General features: G+C 35.1%; 13 protein-coding genes. 12 read left to right on the top strand and 1 reads right to left on the bottom strand.

Annotated features, from left to right (window positions below; genetic code table 11):
* The first annotated feature begins 1 nt into the window (after window position 1).
* The 5 genes from H8R24_RS02730 (at window position 2) to H8R24_RS02710 (ending at window position 6,336) form a co-directional block, all read left to right on the top strand.
* Window positions 2-430: a response regulator gene (locus tag H8R24_RS02730; protein WP_187016923.1), complete on the top strand. Its 429-nt coding sequence runs from the start codon at window positions 2-4 to the stop codon at window positions 428-430.
* 33 nt (window positions 431-463) lie between these two features.
* Window positions 464-3,187: a response regulator gene (locus H8R24_RS02725; RefSeq protein ID WP_187016924.1), complete on the top strand. Its 2,724-nt coding sequence runs from the start codon at window positions 464-466 to the stop codon at window positions 3,185-3,187.
* Window positions 3,188-3,208: 21 nt separating this feature from the next.
* A complete protein-coding gene (locus H8R24_RS02720) occupies window positions 3,209-3,766 on the top strand; it encodes a DUF6985 domain-containing protein (protein ID WP_187016925.1) in 558 nt (185 codons plus the stop codon).
* Window positions 3,767-3,791: 25 nt separating this feature from the next.
* Window positions 3,792-4,349 (top strand): hypothetical protein, encoded by a 558-nt coding sequence (locus H8R24_RS02715; RefSeq protein WP_187016926.1) that lies wholly within the window; start codon window positions 3,792-3,794, stop codon window positions 4,347-4,349.
* A gap of 223 nt (window positions 4,350-4,572) precedes the next feature.
* Window positions 4,573-6,336 carry an alpha-amylase family protein gene (locus tag H8R24_RS02710; protein ID WP_187016927.1) on the top strand — a complete coding sequence of 588 codons (1,764 nt, stop codon included), beginning with the start codon at window positions 4,573-4,575 and terminating at the stop codon, window positions 6,334-6,336.
* 157 nt (window positions 6,337-6,493) lie between these two features.
* Here the strand turns inward: H8R24_RS02710 and H8R24_RS02705 are convergent, their stop codons facing one another.
* Window positions 6,494-7,240: an NUDIX hydrolase gene (locus H8R24_RS02705; RefSeq protein ID WP_187016928.1), complete on the bottom strand. Its 747-nt coding sequence runs from the start codon at window positions 7,238-7,240 to the stop codon at window positions 6,494-6,496.
* A 155-nt stretch (window positions 7,241-7,395) separates the two neighbouring features.
* Between H8R24_RS02705 and H8R24_RS02700 the strand changes: the two genes are divergently transcribed.
* The 7 genes from H8R24_RS02700 to H8R24_RS02670 all read left to right on the top strand — a co-directional run bounded on the left by H8R24_RS02700 (window position 7,396) and on the right by H8R24_RS02670 (window position 19,364).
* Window positions 7,396-9,873, top strand: coding sequence for a glycoside hydrolase family 3 C-terminal domain-containing protein (locus H8R24_RS02700; RefSeq protein ID WP_187016929.1), 2,478 nt, complete (start codon window positions 7,396-7,398; stop codon window positions 9,871-9,873).
* Between the two features lie 114 nt (window positions 9,874-9,987).
* Complete coding sequence (locus tag H8R24_RS02695; RefSeq protein WP_187016930.1) at window positions 9,988-11,097, top strand: acyltransferase family protein; 1,110 nt, start codon at window positions 9,988-9,990, stop codon at window positions 11,095-11,097.
* Window positions 11,098-11,293: 196 nt separating this feature from the next.
* Window positions 11,294-12,112: a 3-methyl-2-oxobutanoate hydroxymethyltransferase gene (gene panB / locus H8R24_RS02690; RefSeq protein ID WP_187016931.1), complete on the top strand. Its 819-nt coding sequence runs from the start codon at window positions 11,294-11,296 to the stop codon at window positions 12,110-12,112.
* Between the two features lie 29 nt (window positions 12,113-12,141).
* A complete protein-coding gene (locus H8R24_RS02685) occupies window positions 12,142-12,831 on the top strand; it encodes an RluA family pseudouridine synthase (protein WP_187016932.1) in 690 nt (229 codons plus the stop codon).
* Window positions 12,832-13,032: 201 nt separating this feature from the next.
* Window positions 13,033-14,361, top strand: coding sequence for an aldehyde dehydrogenase (locus tag H8R24_RS02680; RefSeq protein WP_187016933.1), 1,329 nt, complete (start codon window positions 13,033-13,035; stop codon window positions 14,359-14,361).
* A 63-nt stretch (window positions 14,362-14,424) separates the two neighbouring features.
* On the top strand, window positions 14,425-15,207 hold the full coding sequence (locus H8R24_RS02675) for a DUF2189 domain-containing protein (RefSeq protein ID WP_187016934.1): 783 nt from the start codon (window positions 14,425-14,427) through the stop codon (window positions 15,205-15,207).
* Between the two features lie 98 nt (window positions 15,208-15,305).
* Window positions 15,306-19,364: a PAS domain S-box protein gene (locus H8R24_RS02670; RefSeq protein WP_187016935.1), complete on the top strand. Its 4,059-nt coding sequence runs from the start codon at window positions 15,306-15,308 to the stop codon at window positions 19,362-19,364.
* The last annotated feature ends 32 nt before the right edge of the window (window positions 19,365-19,396 follow it).

Below are 19,396 nucleotides of genomic sequence, written 5' to 3'. Positions count from 1 at the left end.
TATGCAACCTGAAAATACAGAAAAGCCCATCTTACTTGTCGAGGACAATCCTATTGATCTTGATTTAACCATGAGAGCTTTTACAACAAAAAAGATTTCAAACCCCATACAAATAGCACGTGATGGTGCTGAGGCCTTGCAATATATAGACAAATGGGAAAGTGGAGCACCTACGCCTATCGTTATCTTATTGGACCTAAAATTACCCAAAGTGAACGGCTTAGAAGTACTTCAAAAAATAAAAACGCATCCTGTATTTAAAACGATACCAATTGTAATTCTAACAACCTCTGCTGAAACATCCGATTTAAAAACGGCTTATGAATTAGGAGTTAATTCGTATATTGTGAAGCCAGTAAGTTTTGAAAAATTTCTTGATGTTGTAGGTCATATCGACTTGTATTGGAGATTGACCAACAAACACATATAAAAGCAGCCATACCCTTTTAAAACCAAAAGTCAGATGAAAATATTACTTCTTGAAGACAACACAACCGATGCCGATTTAACCATCTTGGGCTTATCAAGACTAATCCCAACCATTAGTATTGAGCATGCTACTACCCTAGCGCAAGCAAGGGCTATTTTACAAGCGAATCATTCCTTTGATATCGCCCTTCTAGATGTAAACTTGCCTGATGGAAACGGGCTTGAAATTTTGATGGAAATCAGGAAGAATAATTTAGACTTTCCAGTAGTAATATTAACAGGTTCTGGTGATGAAGAGGCTGCTGTCACAGCACTTAAAACCGGTGCCGAAGATTACATTATAAAACAATCTGACTACATTACTGCACTCCCTGAGATCATTAGTCAAGCAATTATTAATTTCAAAAAAGATGCTTTCATCAAGTCGGAAGTTATAGATGTTTTATACATAGAGCATAATTCAGCCGATATTGATTTTACCATTCGCTATTTTGCTAAATATGCGCCTTATATCCAAATTAAAGCATTATCAACTGCCGAAGAAGCGATAATAAAACTGGAAACATCAGACAAGTATAAGGTTATTTTAATGGATTATAGACTTGCAGGAATGAATGCCTTGGAATTAATCAAAACCATTAGACAAAAATTAAAACTAAACATTCCAATTATACTGGTAACGGGGCAAGGTAGTGAAAAACTAGCCGTTCAAGCCTTAAAATTAGGTGCAAATGATTACTTGACTAAACATGAGAATTATTTAAATAGACTACCCAATCTGATCTTAAACTCTTATCAATACTGGCAATTGAAACAAAAACAAATTGCTTTAATAGAGAGCGAAGCTAAATACCGCCTTATTGCCAATAACTCAGGTGATACCATTTTTGTGCTTGACATGGATCTCAACTATACCTACATAAGCCCTGCCGTAAAAGCAATGAGAGGCTTTGAAGTTGATGAAGCTATGAGCCAACAAATAAATGAGACACTAACGCCTGCATCCTATCACAAAGCAATAAAGACAATCAAAGAATTACTGGACAATCAGGAAGAGTTTAAAAATGAACCCAATTCAAAACACACACAAATAACTATTGAGCTCGAATTGTACCGCAAGGACAAAACCACGATATGGACAGAAGTTAAGGCTTCACTGATCTTGGACAACAACAACAAACCTATGGAAATACTTGGCGTTACACGAGACATATCTGATCGCAAAGCCATTTCTGATGAATTGATAAAACTGTCACGTGCAGTAGAACAAAGCCCAACTTTGATAGTGATAACAGATATACAGGGAAATATTGAATATGTAAATCCTAAATTTTCCGAAACTACTGGATATACTTTAGAAGAGGTTAAAGGTAAAAATTCAAGAATATTAAAGTCGGGTTATACCAGCGAGGATGAATATAAAAGCCTATGGGAAAACATTTCCTCAGGAGGCGAATGGCGAGGCGAATTTCATAATAGACGAAAAGACGGTACTTTTTACTGGGAAGAAGCTTCCATCTCCTCTATTAAAAATGCGCATGGTGAGATAACACACTACTTAGCAGTAAAATCAGATATTACCGAAAAGAAAAAAATAATTGACGACTTCATTATCGCTAAGGAAAAAGCGGAGGAAAGCGACCGATTAAAGTCGGCATTTTTAGCGAATATCAGTCATGAAATCCGTACACCTATGAACGGAATTCTTGGTTTCGCTCAACTATTAAAAGAGCCGAATGTGACCGGTGGCGAAAAGAAAAAGTACATCAAAATTATAGAAAAGAGCGGAAAACGAATGCTTAATATCATCAATGATATCGTAGATATTTCAAAAATTGAAGCTGGCTTGGTCGAATTGAGAATTTCGGAGACTAATATCAACGAACAATTAGACTATGCATATACCTTCTTTAAACCAGAAGCGAACAAAAAAGGCCTTCAGTTTGAAAGAAAAGCACCATTGACAGATCAAGAAGCTATTCTACATCTTGATCGCGAGAAATTATATTCGATTCTTTTGAACTTGATTAAAAACGCAATTAAATATACCGATCAGGGAACAATCGAAATAGGATATAAATTATTGACCGAAGACTCACAATCATATGTTGAATTTTATGTATCCGATACTGGAATTGGAATACCCGAACACCAACAAAAAGCCATTTTTGAGCGCTTTATTCAAGCAGATATAGTCGATCGACAAGCAAGAGAAGGAACCGGATTAGGACTATCCATCTCTAAAGCTTTTGTAGAAATGATGGGCGGATCGCTGCGACTAGAAAGCAATCCTGAAAAAGGCTCGACCTTCTATTTTACAATACCATACGCCCCTTTACAACCAACATTAAAAACAGCAACAGTGGTCAAAGCACTCAATGATTATGGAATTCCTAACAATTTAAAAATTCTAATTGCCGAGGATGATAAGATTTCTCAAAAGTTACTAACCCTAATTCTAGCGCCCATAAGCCGTGAATTGTTAATAGCCCAAAATGGCGAGGAAGCAGTTAATTACTGCAAAGCAAACCCAGACATCGATATTATCATGATGGACATACAAATGCCAATTATGAATGGTTTTGAGGCTACAAAGCAAATTAGAGCATTTAATACAACAGTTGCTATTATAGCCCAAACTGCATTTGCACTTGCGGGTGACGAAGAAAAAATTAAAAATGCCGGCTGCAACAGCTACCTAAATAAACCAATTAAAAAAGAAAATCTCTTTTTGGCAATCAAAGAAAACATCAAATAAGCCACTTATCAACGCATAATTATGAGTCAATCTATTACCTCTTCGATAATTGGAAGCTTACAACAGGACAGCACTTTTGATGACTGGTGGCGTAGCGTACCAACTCCTATTCCGTTTTTTGACAATCAACCATTGGAGATTCTATTTATGGATCTGGATCCTACAGTCGATATAGATTTTATAGCCAAAGCAGATACCGCATTAAGCCATTTCATGCAATTAACAAACCAAGATCGATTTGCCATCACTGAACTGGCCTTCCAGAATTGTATGGATTTTCTTGATGCAGTTGAGTATGATGAAGCCGATGAACCTTTACATCAGATCAAAGATAAAAACGATATTTGGGATTTCATATACCCTTCAGAAATTTACATTTCCTTACGCCATAAAGATCAAGACATGTATGTTCAAATTGCTTGTAATTGCGAGTGGGAACAGGAACACGGACTACTATTAGTATTCAAACAAGGAAAAAAACTTACGCGAATAAGCCCTCAAGATGGTCACTTAACCGAAGGCGACGCCTACGGAAAACCAGATTCAGAGGACGAACTGTTGCGTCAATTCAATTTGTAACAACAAAGAGCTAAAACCAATCATCATGCGCAACAACATCACATCCCTCTTAATGGTTTCCTTTTTATTGCTGGTTTCTTGCCAAACAAAAAAGTTTAAAATAGAGCAAAGCGCTTACGCAAATGCAACACAAATCCCAACAACAGTTCCTACGGTCGTTACTGAAATTGTCACAGACACTACCGATTATGAAAATGCAACCTATTATTTAGTTATTGCTGATACGAGCCAAGTGTATGCAAAACTCCACAAAAAGATGTTTAGCCTGACTAACCAACTCCATCAACCAATTGATACCATGGGACGCTACTACAACAAAGAGAAAAACAGCATTGTACTTCCTGATGACGCAGATGACGAACTCTATGCTGGTGGTTATTACCCAAGAAGATTTCCGTCAAAAACGCTTAGTTTAGACTATTTAAATTTTTATAATGACAAGGCAGGCGAAAAAACAATTGCCCTTTTAGCTGGTATTTATGAGAGCCAAACAAGTGCCGATAGTGCTCTAGTACATTTAAAAAAGATAGAACACAAAGCCTTTACCCTTAAAACCAAGATGTACATACGTTGCATGCATTAACAGCCATACAACTATATCGTTTTCTTACATACATTCGACCTAAATTATTAAAAAATCAGTTATAGTAAGGCATCAAGGCCTATCTATTTCCCTTATATTTTATATCTTTGAAACAAACTATACACGGGATTTGGAATAATTTCGATACCAACAACAGCAGTGCGCTGTCATACTATCGTAATAAACCAACTTCAAAAAAAACCAAAAACTAGAACCAAATACAATGACTAAATTGACTAACAATCAACAAAGCGCTTCAACAATTAGCAATGGAGTGATGTTAAATGCTTACCCAGACAGCATTGGAACAAACTTAAGCGATATAGTAACCATGTTGAAAATGCCTGAATTTAAGGATACATTTTCACAGTTTTATGTTCTACCCACATTTTTTAACAGTGATTTGGACCGTGGTTTCTCGATTATAAACTATGACATCAATAAAGGCCTAGTTACTGAGGCCGATTTAGAAGCATTGCGCGAATTGCATATTCTGTTGAAATTTGATATTGTATTGAATCACTTATCAGTTGCTTCGCCGCAATTTAAAGACATTATTAAAAACGGTGATCAATCTAAGTTTAAAGATTTTTTCATTGACTGGAACGAGTTTTGGGAAGGCAATGGAACCTTGAACGATGAGGGAATAATCGTTCCCGAAAACAAATACCTAGATCAACTTTTTATGCGAAAATCAGGGCTTCCAATCTTGAAAGTTTTGTTTCCTGATGGAAAAGAAAGACCGTATTGGAATACCTTTTATCAAAAAATAACATACCATGCCATCACTAAAAATGATCTGGATTCAATTGCTAATCTTAGCATTGAAGCGGCCAACCAAATTTGTGACAAAGTAAACCAAGCCATTGATGCCAATCAAGAGCTAGAAACTATAGATTTTGCTGACCTAGCAGCTTATAAAAATGACGTACTAGCCATCGTTAATCAAAATCGCACGTACTTAGGACAAATGGATGTAAATGCCAAATCTCCTTTGGTTTGGGAATTTTACGAACAAGTGTTGGCAAAAGTGGCACAATATGGCGGCCAAATCTTGAGATTAGATGCTTTTGCTTATTTGCATAAAGAAATAGGTGAAACTAACTTTTTCAACAAGCCAGGAACTTGGGATTATTTGGCTAAAATCAATGAAATTGCTAAAAGAAACAATCTAGTGTTACTTCCAGAAATTCACGCTGAATTTGGCTTACACCTGCATGATGAAGTAGCTAATGAAGGTTATGCTATTTACGACTTTTTCTTGCCGGGATTGACCATTCATGCTATAGAAAAAGGAACGAACAAAGCATTAATCACTTGGGCCAAAGAAATAATAGCCAAAGGATTTAAAACCGTCAATATGTTGGGTTGTCATGATGGAATTCCGGTTTTAGATTTAAAAGGGAAAGATGTTAATGGCGTTTACCAACAAGGACTTTTAGAAGATGATGAAATTTCGGATATGATGGAATTGATTATTTCCCGTGGTGGTCAAGTAAAGAATCTTTATGGGGCCGACGGAAAAAAAATATCCTACTATCAAGTCAATGCGACTTACTATAGTGCATTGGGTGCAAATGACAAAAAAATGGTTTTGGCAAGAGCCATACAAATGTTCATGCCGGGGATTCCTCAAATATGGTATTTGGATATTTTCGCTGGTGCAAATGATCATGACGCTGTCGCAAAAGCAGGAAAAGATGGACATAAAGAAATCAACAGATCGACTTTAAGTATACAAGACATTGAGCAAGGTTTGAAAAAAGAAGTCGTTACAAAACAGTTAGAAATCATCCGATTGAGAAATACATCAACAGCTTTTTCTGGCACACTAACTATTACAGAAACTACCGAAGATCAAATGAACATGCTGTGGACAAACGACAAAGAGTTTGCACAATTAGAAGCAAATTTAAAAAGCCATGATTTTACAATTACCTACTCTGAATTAGGAGAAGAAAAAAAATACAATTTTAATACCTACTAATTCCTAAAAGGAAAATCATCAAAACAACCCCACTTTAAACTGTAAATGGGGTTGTTTCTTTTTACTGTTTAAGATAAAAATACGATTTTCAAATCTTTGGTAAAATTACTAGCATCAATTGCAATATGATTTACAATTATAGCTGTAAAATCAATAGTTACCAACCTTCGTTCAATCCGTTTTTTAATGCTAACTGGTATTTTTCTACATCAAATTTGTACAAATCAGGTGCTTTATGAGCTCCACCTTTCCTACTCTCGTCCAGTTTTTCGAGGATATCATACCGCAACATTTTTCGATAAAAATTACCCCTATTCAGCTTTTTACCTAGAATGATTTCATACAACTTTTGAAGTTCGGGCATAGTGAATTTCTCCGGTAATAAACTATGGCCAATAGGCTTATGATTTAACTGCAAACGCAATGTTTCTAATGCCTTATTAAATATAATATTGTGGTCCATCATAAATGCTGTCAAATCTTCGATAGCAACCCATTCACAGGGATCAAACACTGTATCAATAACTAAATTTACCTTTGAATAATCAACTAATGCATAAAACCCTACCGAAATAAAACGCTGCTTATTCCAGAGTGTATCCGCATACTCTTCAAAAAAACCTTCGGAACGATCTAAATCCCCAAAAGTGCTAAATTGGTTGAGGTAAATATTTTCGGCACCTGTTCTACTTTTAAGAATTCTAATGGCTGCTTCATTTAAATTTTCACGTTTTTCAACATATCCTCCCGGCAGACCCAAAAGATTTTTACCCTTCATTCTTAATACCAATACTTTCAGTTCACCATCGTGAAAACCAAATACTACACAATCGATAGAGATGCTTGGTAGATAGATTTCCCAGGACTCCTGAGACTTTTCTTCAATAATTCTTTTTAACTCCATTCGCTTAAATTGATTGCAAAAGTATTATTTTCTGTATTAAACTACTTAAAAAAATAATAAATGATAAATAAATATATATTTTTTTTCAGATATATTAAAAATAATAATTAATATTGCTTCAATATGAAGCAATAACTATTTACTAAATAAACCAAATGAAAACAACCACCCTCTCCACCATTGCCAAAACAACTTTGCTATCAGCATTAGTTTGTTCAGGAATTTCATGGGTAAAAAGTCCAAAAACAACAGACCCTGCACCTACTCCTATTTTAACTGTAAACGGATTTACGTTTGCCGACTTAAATAATAATGGAAAATTAGACCGATACGAAGACACAAGACTTCCTATCAATGACAGAATACAAGATGTAATAAGCAAAATGACCGACGACGAGAAGGCGAGTATGTTTATTGGGATCGGGATGCCTGGTTTTGATATGGTTTTGGCCAAATTTACAACCGAAGGCTACCAAGGAAAAGTGCCTGGAGCTGCTGGTGGAACATTTGAATTAAAAAGATTAGGAATTAAAACCGTAGTTGTTTCAGATGGTCCAGCGGGTTTACGAATTAATCCAAATCGAATTAATGATACAAAAACCTACTATGCGACTGCATTTCCAGTTGGGACAGCATTGGCATCCACTTGGAATACAGAGTTAATTAATACTGTTGGTAAAGCAATTGGTAATGAGGTGAAGGAATACGGTGTTGACGTTTTACTAGGACCTGGAATGAATATCCATAGAAATCCACTTTGCGGAAGAAACTTTGAATATTTTTCGGAAGACCCGTTGCTAACTGGTAAAATTTCGGCCGCAATCGTAAACGGAATTCAATCCAATGGCGTAGGAACATCGGTAAAACATTTCGCAGCCAACAATCAAGAACGCAATAGAATGGGAATCAATGAGCACATTAGCGAACGCGCATTGCGTGAAATTTACTTGAGAGGATTTGAAATAACTGTAAAAGAAGCACAACCTTGGACAATTATGTCCTCTTATAATTTGATTAATGGTACTTATACCTGCCAAAGAGAAGATCTATTGACTACTGTTTTAAGAAAAGAATGGGGGTTTAAAGGCCTCGTTATGACCGATTGGTTTGGTGGTTATGACGGCTTTGCTGGCCAAAACTCCCCATTTTCTCCAAATTCTGTGAGTGATGTCAATGCACAATTATCATCAGGTAATGATTTGTTGATGCCAGGAATGCCACTTCAAAAAAAAGCTATTTTAGAGGATATGAAAACTGGCAAATTATCTGCAGCAGTTGTAAATAAAAACTTAACTCGAATTTTAGAATTGGTTTTTAAATCTCCTTCGATGAATAATTATAAATATTCTGACAAACCAAATTTGCAAGCCAACGCCGAAGTAACCCGACAAGCAGCAGCAGAAGGAACTATTTTATTAAAAAATGATAAAAACACCTTACCATTCACTACTAAATCGGCACCATTGGCTGTATTTGGAAATAGTGCTTATGATTTTATCTCAGGCGGAACAGGAAGTGGTGATGTCAATGAAGCTTACACTGTTTCATTAATTGAAGGACTAACTAATTCGGGCTTTGCAATTGATAAAGAATTGGAAGGATTATACAAACCCTACACAGAAGACCAAAAAGCAAAAGAACTGGAACGTCGCGCACAAAATGGCGGATTAATGGCGTCGCCAAAACGAATTGGAGAACTACAATTAAACAATAATATCATTGAAAATAAAGCCAACTCATCTGAACTAGCTTTGATTACTATTGGACGAAATGCAGGTGAAAACGCCGATAGAAATATAAGTGATGATTTTAACTTAGCTCAAGATGAAATCAACTTAATAAATACCGTTTCGGCAGCTTTTCATGCTCAAGGCAAAAAAGTGGTAGTGGTATTAAATATTGGTGGTGTAATTGAAACCGCAAGCTGGAAAGACAAAGTAGATGCTATTCTTTTACCTTGGCAACCAGGCCAAGAAGGCGGAAATTCAGTAGCCGATGTTTTTACTGGAAAAGTAAATCCCTCAGGAAAGTTAACAATGACTTTTCCTGTGCAATACGAAGATACACCATCGGCCAAAAACTGGGTTGGAACACCAGCCGAAAATCCTACAAGCGTAACCTATGCTGAAGGAATCTATGTAGGTTACCGTTATTTCAACACCTTTGATGTAAAACCATCTTATGAATTTGGTTACGGATTGTCATATACTGATTTTGAGATTTCAAATGTGAAATTAAGCTCAAAAGCTTTTGCTAAAAAAATGGATGTAACAATCACTGTGAAAAATATTGGCAAAGCAGCTGGTAAGGAAGTGGTTCAATTATACCTTTCGGCTCCATCGAAAAACACAGATAAACCTACATCCGAGTTAAAAGCCTTTGGTAAAACTAATTTATTACAACCTGGAGAAAGTCAAACCCTAACTTTAACATTAAATCCTAAAGATTTAGCGTCGTTTGTTACCAATAAAAATGCTTGGATTGCAGAAGCAGGTAGCTATAAAGTAGCAATTGCAACTTCATCATTAGATATAAAACAAAGTGAAACGTTCACAGTAGCCAAAGAAACTGTGGTAGAAAAAACCAATTCATCCTTTGCAGCAGATGAAAAATTTGAAGATTTAAAACATTAATTGTTTCTATATTTGATTTTAGAACAATTAAAAAATACAAAAGCCTAGCAGTACTGTACTGTTGGGCTTTTATCTATTAACTACTGTTTAACTCCCTATAACAAAATCAAGCTAATGAGTACAAATACTTTAGAATCAAAACCCCACTACCCTATCCTTGATGGCTTGCGTGGTGTTGCAGCGTTGCTGGTGGTTGCTTTTCACCTTTTTGAAGCACATTCGGCAGGACCACTTTTTCAAATACTAAATCATGGATACCTAGCAGTCGATTTTTTCTTTTTATTATCTGGTTTTGTAATTGCATATGCCTATGATGATCGATGGGGAAAAATGTCAATTGGAAACTTTTTTAAACGCCGCTTGATCAGGCTGCAACCTATGGTTATCATGGGAATGATCATTGGCGCTCTACTGTTTTATTTTCAAGATTCGGTTTTATGGCCTACCATTCATGAGGTTCCAGTTTGGAAAATACTTTTGGTAATGGTTATTGGTTTCACTTTAATACCAGTACCATCATCATTAGACATTCGGGGTTGGGCAGAGATGCATCCGCTTAACGGACCCGGCTGGTCTTTATTTTATGAATACATTGCCAATATACTTTATGCTTTATTTGTTCGAAAATTTTCAAAAACAGTACTTTCCTTTCTTGCTTGTATTTCCGGGACAGCATTAATCTATCTTACCTTAACCACTCCACAATGTACTGTGATTGGTGGCTGGTCATTGGAACCACAACAAATCCAAATAGGCGTTACTCGTATGATGTATCCCTTTTTTGCAGGAGTTTTACTTTTTAGAATGGGTAAATTAATCCCAATTAAAAATGCCTTTTTCTGGAGTAGTTTGTTTGTGATACTTGCATTAGCAATGCCAAGAATTGGCGGGGCAAACCATTTATGGTTGAATGGGCTTTATGAATCATTTGTAATTTTATTCTTTTTCCCTTTTATCGTCTCTATAGCTGCTGGGGGAGCAATTTCAAACAAAACATCATCTGCTATTTGTCGGTTTCTTGGAGATATCTCCTATCCCATTTACATCACACATTACCCCATAATATACATTTATACAGCTTGGGTAGCTGATACTAAAACACCTATTAACGAAGCCTATCTTGTGTTTATTTTTACTTTTCTACTGTGTATTCTAGTGGGTTATACTGCTTTAAAATTATATGATATCCCTGTTAGAAAATGGATAACAGCTCAACTAGCTTAGGTTCAATTTTGAATGCCTTCGAATACTATAAAAAACAAAATAATGCAACGAACAGGCCGTTAAAATCGTTTTTTCGTAAAATAACTAAAATTGGGTCTATTATTCGGACCCAATTTTTTGTTTCTAAAGAATTTGTTTTAGTACTTTTACGGCATATAAACCGTCCCTTTACAAGGTGACCAAAACATACAATACCATGTCAGTAGCAAAAAAAGATTACAAAAGAATAACTACTAAATCCTTAATCGAAATGAAAGCCAATGGCGAGAAAATTTCTATGCTTACTGCGTATGATTTTACCATGGCCAAAATTGTTGACACAGCTGGTATTGATGTAATCTTAGTAGGAGATTCGGCTTCAAATGTAATGGCTGGACATGAAACTACTTTACCAATCACCTTAGACCAAATGATCTATCACGCTTCCTCAGTAGTAAGAGCGATAGAAAGGGCATTGGTTGTGGTTGATTTGCCTTTTGGAAGCTACCAATCAGATCCAAAGGAAGCATTACGTTCTGCCATTCGAATTATGAAAGAAAGCGGTGGACATGCTGTAAAACTTGAAGGTGGTAAAGAGATAAAAGAATCGATTAAAAAAATATTGAATGCTGGAATTCCAGTTATGGGACATTTGGGATTAACTCCACAATCTATTTATAAATTTGGAACGTATACGGTAAGAGCTAAAGAAGAGGAAGAAGCAGATAAATTAGTCGCAGATGCACAATTACTAGAAAGATTGGGCTGCTTTGCACTTGTTTTAGAAAAAATCCCAGCGCATCTTGCCGAAAAAGTAGCCAAAAGTATTTCGATTCCTGTTATTGGAATAGGTGCTGGTGGTGGTGTTGATGGTCAAGTACTTGTTATCCATGATATGTTAGGAATGAACAATGAATTTAGTCCACGATTTTTGCGTCGTTACATGGATTTATACGAAGGCATGACCACCGCAATCAGTCAGTATGTGGCTGATGTAAAATCAAGTGACTTCCCGAATGAAAAAGAACAATACTAATCGAAACATTCCCAAAAAAGGCAGTTGCCATGAAAATAGTTTCAGATAAAAACAACCTCCAAGTATTGCATGAAGACAACCACATCATCGTGGTTAACAAGCGTGTAGGCGATATAGTGCAAGGCGATAAAACTGGCGATAAACCGCTTAGTGAAGTAGTAAAAGAATACATCAAAGACAAGTACAACAAGCCCGGAGAAGTTTATCTGGGCGTTGTTCACCGTCTTGATAGGCCTACTACAGGTATCGTTGTTTTTGCTCGAACAAGTAAAGCGTTAACTCGATTAAACGAATTGTTCAAAAACAGAGAGACTCAAAAAACATATTGGGCTATTGTAAAAAACAAACCACCAAAAACAGAAGATCGCTTGATTCATTTTATCAAAAGAAATGAAAAAAACAATACTTCAAAAGCACATATTAAAGAAGTTCCTGATAGTAAAATGGCTAGCTTAGACTACACTATATTCAAGGAATTAAACAATTATTTTGCCTTAGAAATCAATTTACATACCGGAAGACACCATCAAATACGAGCGCAACTCGCAGCCATAGGTTCACCAATAAAAGGGGATTTAAAATATGGTTTTGATCGTTCAAATCCAGATGGAGGCATTCATTTGCATGCTCGAAAATTAATTTTTATACATCCTGTTTCTAAAGAAGAAGTCAAGATAACTGCACCTGTGCCTACAGAGGTAATCTGGAATGCACTTTGATTGAACCACAATTAAATGCGTAACAATTCGTTTTTAAGTGCAACATTTGTAGTTAGCCTAAAACCTAATTACTGCTTTTTTTAATTGGAACCAAACAATGGAAACGAGGGCTTTGTGTTGGTTTTACCTTCGTTTCATTCGATAAAAATCAGCTGCGAAAATTAAAAATTTTCATCCCTATTCCATACCTTAAACATTAAGATGAATTACAAAATAAATATAGAAGTTCGGAAAGCAGTTTTAAAAAAACTACTTGAAACCATTATACTGCATGAAAACGACATCATTCAAGCCTTGTATGATGATTTTAAGAAACCTGCATTTGAGTCGGTAATTACAGAAACTAGTTATGTCATTAGCGAATTAAAAGACACGATAAAAAACATCAAAAAATGGGCAAAGCCAAGAATGGTGCTACCATCTCTATTGAATTTTCCATCAACCGATTATTTATACAAAGAGCCCTACGGCAAGGTGCTAATTATCGCGCCCTGGAATTACCCATTTCAACTGGCAATATGCCCTTTAGTATCTGCCGTTGCGGCTGGTAATCAAGTAGTGTTAAAACCATCTGAACTAACACCGCATACATCGGCCATATTAGCCAAAATCATTCAACAAACCTTTGACAATGATCATGTTGAACTGATAGAAGGGGGCGTTGAAGTTGCTCAAGAATTACTAGCGCAACGCTGGGATTACATATTTTTTACAGGTAGTGTACCCGTAGGTAAAATTGTTGCCAAAGCGGCCGCAGTACATCTTACACCAGTAACTCTTGAACTTGGTGGAAAAAACCCATGCATTATTGACGAAACAGCCAATTTGAAAGTGGCAGCCAAAAGAATTGTTTGGGGAAAATTCATCAATGCCGGACAAACATGTATAGCTCCCGATTATTTACTGGTGCACAATGCAGTGAAAAATGAATTTATTGATTTTCTAAAAAAAGAAATCACCCTAGCTTACGGCAAAGATCTTGAAGCCTCACCAGATTTTGCACGCATCATCAATACTAAAAACTGGTCGCGTCTTGTTAACATGATAGCGCCCGAAAAAGTGATTTTTGGAGGGCAAACGAATGAAACAACACTATACATCGCTCCTACTTTAATTGACGAAACAGATCTTGATAGCACGATCATGAAAGACGAAATTTTCGGCCCTTTATTGCCCATCCTTTCGTATCAAAGTGAAGCCGATTTGTATACCATCATTTCTAGGTATGAGAAACCATTGTCTCTTTATGTTTTTACAAAAAATAATGCTTTTGCGCAAAAGATAATTAAAAATTATTCCTTTGGTGGTGGTTGTATTAACGATACAGTGGTTCATTTTTCGAATAAAAGGCTGCCTTTTGGAGGTGTTGGTCATAGCGGCATCGGGGCTTATCATGGGAGATTGAGTTTTGACGCTTTTTCACATAGTAAACCGATTGTCAAGAAAGCATATTGGCTGGATTTACCCATGCGATACGCACCTTATAAAGACAAACTTGAAACCATCAAGAAACTATTAAAATGGATTTAAAACACCTAATTTAGTACGTCAAAACAAAAGAATCCCATTAAAAATTATCCTAATACCAGCAACATGCCATCACATAAAAACAGAATTGAAAACTTAAAAAGCAATGGGTACTCCTTATCGTTTGACAGCGTGCTGAATCTTGCTTTCAAAAATTATAAAAAGATTGTTTTGTATGCTGGACTGCTCTTTTTTGTATTTGCCGTAGTAATGGCAATACTAGTGTCAATTGTTTTGATCAATCAATTTGGCGCAGACCAGTTAGAACAAATTCTAAAACCAGAGAATATTAATCCTGACAATTTAAAAGGAGACACAAAGAATATATTTCTTGGCGCTAGCGTTTTGGTATCAGTAGTATTGAGTCCGTTTATGGCTGGGTTTATTAAAATGGCTTACTGCGCTGATCGCGATCAAGAATTTCATGTTTCCACCATATTTGAATATTATACCAGTAAGCATCTATTCGATTTGCTTTTGGCTACTTTTATAATCTCGACCGTAAACACAGGGTTACCGCTGCTTAACGAGCAACCACAATTTCAAGTTGTGATAAGTATCGTTTCATATTTAATTCTGTTCATGACTTTTCTCACTATACCGTTAATCATTTTTAGTAATTTAAAAGCCATTCCTGCAATTAAAACGAGTATACAGTTATTTGCCAAACAACCTTTGGCACTATTCGCTTTAATTTTACTAGCTTATGTATTATCGGTAGTTGGTTTTTTTGTGTTTTATATTGGAATTTTCTTCACCATTCCGTTCTTGTACGCCATGCATTTTGCTTTATACAGTGAAGTTGTAGGATTTGATTTAGAAAAAGAACAAGAAATTGCTGAAAATTAAAATCTCAAAATTAAACGCAAATAAAAAAGCCGTGAATGCTTACATATTAAAAAAAAATATTAAATTGTTGTATATTTAACGAGAAAACAATTAAATACATGATTTTGTACCACAATCTTTTATATACAGTTACTGGGAGTAAAACAAGTCCTCTTGCTCCTATTTTATTGGATATAAAAGTAAAAAGCATAATGCTTTTTGTACAAAATATTCTCGAATTGGATGCGGTTCTAATTGGAATTTCGGTAGTATGCTTTGCATTACTTTTGATTTACTTTTTCAAAATAAAATCAAGGCTAACCAACAAGAATATCGAAATAAACGATAGTGAATTTATTCGCAATAAAGAATATCAGACCTATTTACTGTTTTTTGGAATATTACAACCCATTACTGAGATTAACCTTCATTATTTTTATGATAGACCAAAACATATTTTTTATATCAATTTAAGTATTGGGGCTGTATTGCTACTTATCTATTTCCTAAGTACAAAAAAAGCTATTGTTTTTAGATATATTAAAGAAATATTCACTGTTGTCTATCTTATTTATTTTCTGTTAATCTGTAAAAGCATTATTGCTTTACCGCTACAGCTTATTCCAATTATCTCATTTATAGTTACCTTCTTCTTTTCCTATACCATCTTTAAACCTATCAAATATTATTGGTTTTTTACAGCCTATGTATTTGCATTTATTGGCACCTTATTTTTCTTTGAATTAGCGCCCCAACAAACAACTATTATACTGTTCAACTATGCTATTCTTGTGTTCATGATCAACTACATTAACCATGTAACGGCGTTGAATGTACAAGATAAATTTAGATTTTCGAATGAAATTGTCAACAACGGAAACTCGTTGATCATGGCAACGACTAAAAAAGGAGAAGTACAGTTTTGCAGTGAAACTATCACTTCAATACTAGGTTATAAAGTAGACGAAGTAATGGGAATGAAATTTTGGGAAGTTACCGAAGATCCAGAATTTACAGGAGAAGCATTTCATCTTAATGCTAATCCAAACCGAACCTTTACAAGAAGATTAAAATGTAAAAACGGAGAATACAAACACATCCAGTGGCACGATAAGCAGTTTACTGGCGACCTGATTATTGGTATTGGTCAAGATGTAACAAATGAAATTAAAACACGCAAGAGCTACGAAAATCTAGTCGAGTCAGCTTATGATATCATTTATGAACTAGACCAACAAGGCAATTACCTTTTTATCAATAAAAACACCGAATTCATTACAGGTTATACCCTAGAAGAGTTATATAGCTTTAAATTTAGTGAACTTATTAGACCCGACTATCGAAAAAAAGTGTTAGACTTTTATTTTTATTCGAATTATGAAATGACCAATTTTCCTATTTATGAATTTCCAATTCAGAAGAAAAATGGCGAAACAATCTGGCTTTCTCAAAAAGTATCAATCAACAAAGACAACAAGCAAAACATAAAAAGTTTCTCTATAATTGCCCGAGACATTACTTTTTTTAAGCAAATTGAAGAAGAAAAAAACAACCGCGAAGCTAAAAACCAAAAATACCGTAACGCCTTAAAAAAATTCACACAAAAAAGTTACTCCAAAAAAGAAACATTAGAGTCTAAACTACGCACTATTCTAAAAACAACCGCTAAACAAATTGGCGTAAGTAGAGCTAGTTATTGGGATTACCAGCCCGATGCTATAGCATGTTTACTGCTCTATAAAGCAAATACAAAAGAATTTTCAACAGGTAAAATAATAACAAAAAAAGAATCTCCAGCCTATTTTGATCAAATAGAAAGCGCCGCTCAAGTAGTAGTGTCAGATGTTGCTAAAAACGATATCGCCCCTGTACAAGAAAATAATTATGCCGATAGAAATAACATACTAGCCATACTAGACACATCTGTTTATATTGATGGAGAACTAAAAGGTATTATTAGTTTTGAATGTACTGATGCAATTAAATATTGGGATAGTGAAGATATTAACTTCGCACGATCCGTGTCAGACATTATAGCGATTGCCCATGAATCAAAAATGAGGCTAGAAATTGAAAATAGACTGACCTATAAAAGTGAAATGCTAGCAGCAATGACCTTGTGTACAGAAAAGTTCTTGAGTAGTAAAAATATTGACGCTATCTTTGCAGACGTACTCATTATTATGGGAACAACAACAAAATCGCATCGTGCTTACTACTATGAAAAGAATTATAATACTAATTTAATAAGTCAAAAATACAGATGGATTGCAGGAAATAAAACGTTAACCGAAAATAATCCGCAGTTGCAAAACATGCCTTATGAGTTCTTTGAAGAATTAATAGATCCTTTACTCCATAATAAGATTTATGAAGCAGTAGTTTCTAAAATTGAAAATGAGTCTTTAAGAAACAAATTACTTCATGTAGAGGTGATCTCATTAATACTATTTCCTATTTTCATCAAAGATAAATTTCATGGATTCTTAGGATTTGATGATACTAGTGAAGAGCGTGTTTGGTCTGAAGATGAAGTAAATATCCTTCAAACTTTAGGTAAAAACATAGCTTCGTCTATTGAACGTATTGCTTCAGAAATAGCTATATACGAAAGTGAAGAAAAATTTAGACTACTAGCCAATAACATTCCTGGAACTGTTTACTTATCTCAAAATGATCAAACGTTTAAAAAACTATACCTAAACGACGAAATAGAAAAGCTGACCGGCTATCCAAAATCAGATTTCTTAGAGCATCGACTAGTTTATACTGATTTGATTCATCCTGACGACAAGGAGGCCATAATTCAAGAATCTGCTGACCAATTGGCGAAAGCCCAGCCCTTTCATTTTACCTATCGCATTATCAATAAAAACAACGAAATTGTATGGGTAGAAGAATTTGGTGACGCTGTATTAAAAAACGGACTAATTGTTTATATCGAAGGAATCATGCTCGATATTACCAAAAGAAAAGAAGCCGAAGACGCCGTTAAAGGTCGCGAATACGCAGAAGCAGCTAATAAAGCCAAATCTGAATTCTTGGCGAATATGAGTCACGAAATAAGAACACCACTAAACGGAATTATTGGCTTTACTGATTTGTTGATGAAAACAGAACTTGGCGAAGCCCAGCAAAAACACATGATAACGGTCAATCAATCTGCACATTCATTACTAGGAATTGTGAATGATATTCTTGACTTTTCTAAAATTGAAGCAGGCAAACTTGAACTACATATTGAAAAATATGAGATTAAAGCAATCATGTCACAAATTATTGATTTGATTTTATATGAAGCCAACCAAAAGAAATTGAACTTAGAGCTCAACATTGCAGCTGATATTCCCAACTATTTTTGGATTGACATTGTAAGACTCAAACAAATCTTGATCAACTTGCTAGCCAATGCTGTGAAGTTTACCGAAAAAGGAACTATTAAACTGAACATTTCGATTCAGGAACAAACGACTGATTCGAGCACAAAAATTCGATTTGCAGTTATTGATTCTGGTATTGGAATATTGGATAAAAACAAAGACAAGATTTTCAAAGCCTTTTCGCAAGAAGATGGCTCTACGACTAAAAAATTTGGAGGCACAGGCTTAGGACTTACCATATCAAACAAGCTCCTAGGATTGATGAACAGTAAGCTTAATCTAGATAGCCAATTGGGAGTTGGTAGTACTTTTTTCTTTGATTTAGACTTGCAAACCAGTAATGAAGTTGTTGCAAAAGTAGACGCACCAAATGAGTTAGATCATACTATCGCAAAAAATCAAATATTTAAAGAAAATACGAAGCTGCACAACCTTAAAATCATGCTCGTAGAAGACAATAAGATCAATATGTTGTTGCTCAAAACAATTATTAAAAACGTGATGACTGCTCCGCAATTTTTCGAAATTGAAAATGGTTTAGAAGCTGTACAACAATTTGAAGCAATTAATCCTGACATTGTATTTATGGACATACAAATGCCTATTATGAATGGATATGAAGCTACAAAAGAAATAAGGCAATTAGCTACTGGAAAAACAGTACCCGTAATTGCAATTACAGCAGGTACAGAAATGGAAATTCAGGAAAAATGTACAGAAGCTGGTATGAACGATTACATCTCTAAACCAATAATAAAACGTGTAATAGAGGACACAATAGTAAAATGGATACTCTAAATTTGTAGTCATTAAAAAAAACTAAAAATAAA

Origin of the sequence: Flavobacterium muglaense, assembly GCF_014305155.1 — a bacterium.
GTDB lineage: Bacteria > Bacteroidota > Bacteroidia > Flavobacteriales > Flavobacteriaceae > Flavobacterium > Flavobacterium muglaense.
This window is presented reverse-complemented; position numbering and strand designations above follow the sequence as displayed.

Bases quoted from the DNA above. Each gene is read 5' to 3' on its own strand.
- panB (WP_187016931.1), top strand. From the start codon at position 11,294: ATGTCAGTAGCAAAAAAAGATTACAAAAGAATAACTACTAAATCCTTA.
- H8R24_RS02715 (WP_187016926.1), top strand. From the start codon at position 3,792: ATGCGCAACAACATCACATCCCTCTTAATGGTTTCCTTTTTATTGCTG.
- H8R24_RS02675 (WP_187016934.1), top strand. From the start codon at position 14,425: ATGCCATCACATAAAAACAGAATTGAAAACTTAAAAAGCAATGGGTAC.
- H8R24_RS02700 (WP_187016929.1), top strand. From the start codon at position 7,396: ATGAAAACAACCACCCTCTCCACCATTGCCAAAACAACTTTGCTATCA.
- H8R24_RS02710 (WP_187016927.1), top strand. From the start codon at position 4,573: ATGACTAAATTGACTAACAATCAACAAAGCGCTTCAACAATTAGCAAT.
- H8R24_RS02670 (WP_187016935.1), top strand. From the start codon at position 15,306: ATGATTTTGTACCACAATCTTTTATATACAGTTACTGGGAGTAAAACA.
- H8R24_RS02695 (WP_187016930.1), top strand. From the start codon at position 9,988: ATGAGTACAAATACTTTAGAATCAAAACCCCACTACCCTATCCTTGAT.
- H8R24_RS02680 (WP_187016933.1), top strand. From the start codon at position 13,033: ATGAATTACAAAATAAATATAGAAGTTCGGAAAGCAGTTTTAAAAAAA.
- H8R24_RS02725 (WP_187016924.1), top strand. From the start codon at position 464: ATGAAAATATTACTTCTTGAAGACAACACAACCGATGCCGATTTAACC.
- H8R24_RS02730 (WP_187016923.1), top strand. From the start codon at position 2: ATGCAACCTGAAAATACAGAAAAGCCCATCTTACTTGTCGAGGACAAT.
- H8R24_RS02685 (WP_187016932.1), top strand. From the start codon at position 12,142: ATGAAAATAGTTTCAGATAAAAACAACCTCCAAGTATTGCATGAAGAC.
- H8R24_RS02720 (WP_187016925.1), top strand. From the start codon at position 3,209: ATGAGTCAATCTATTACCTCTTCGATAATTGGAAGCTTACAACAGGAC.
- H8R24_RS02705 (WP_187016928.1), bottom strand. From the start codon at position 7,240: ATGGAGTTAAAAAGAATTATTGAAGAAAAGTCTCAGGAGTCCTGGGAA.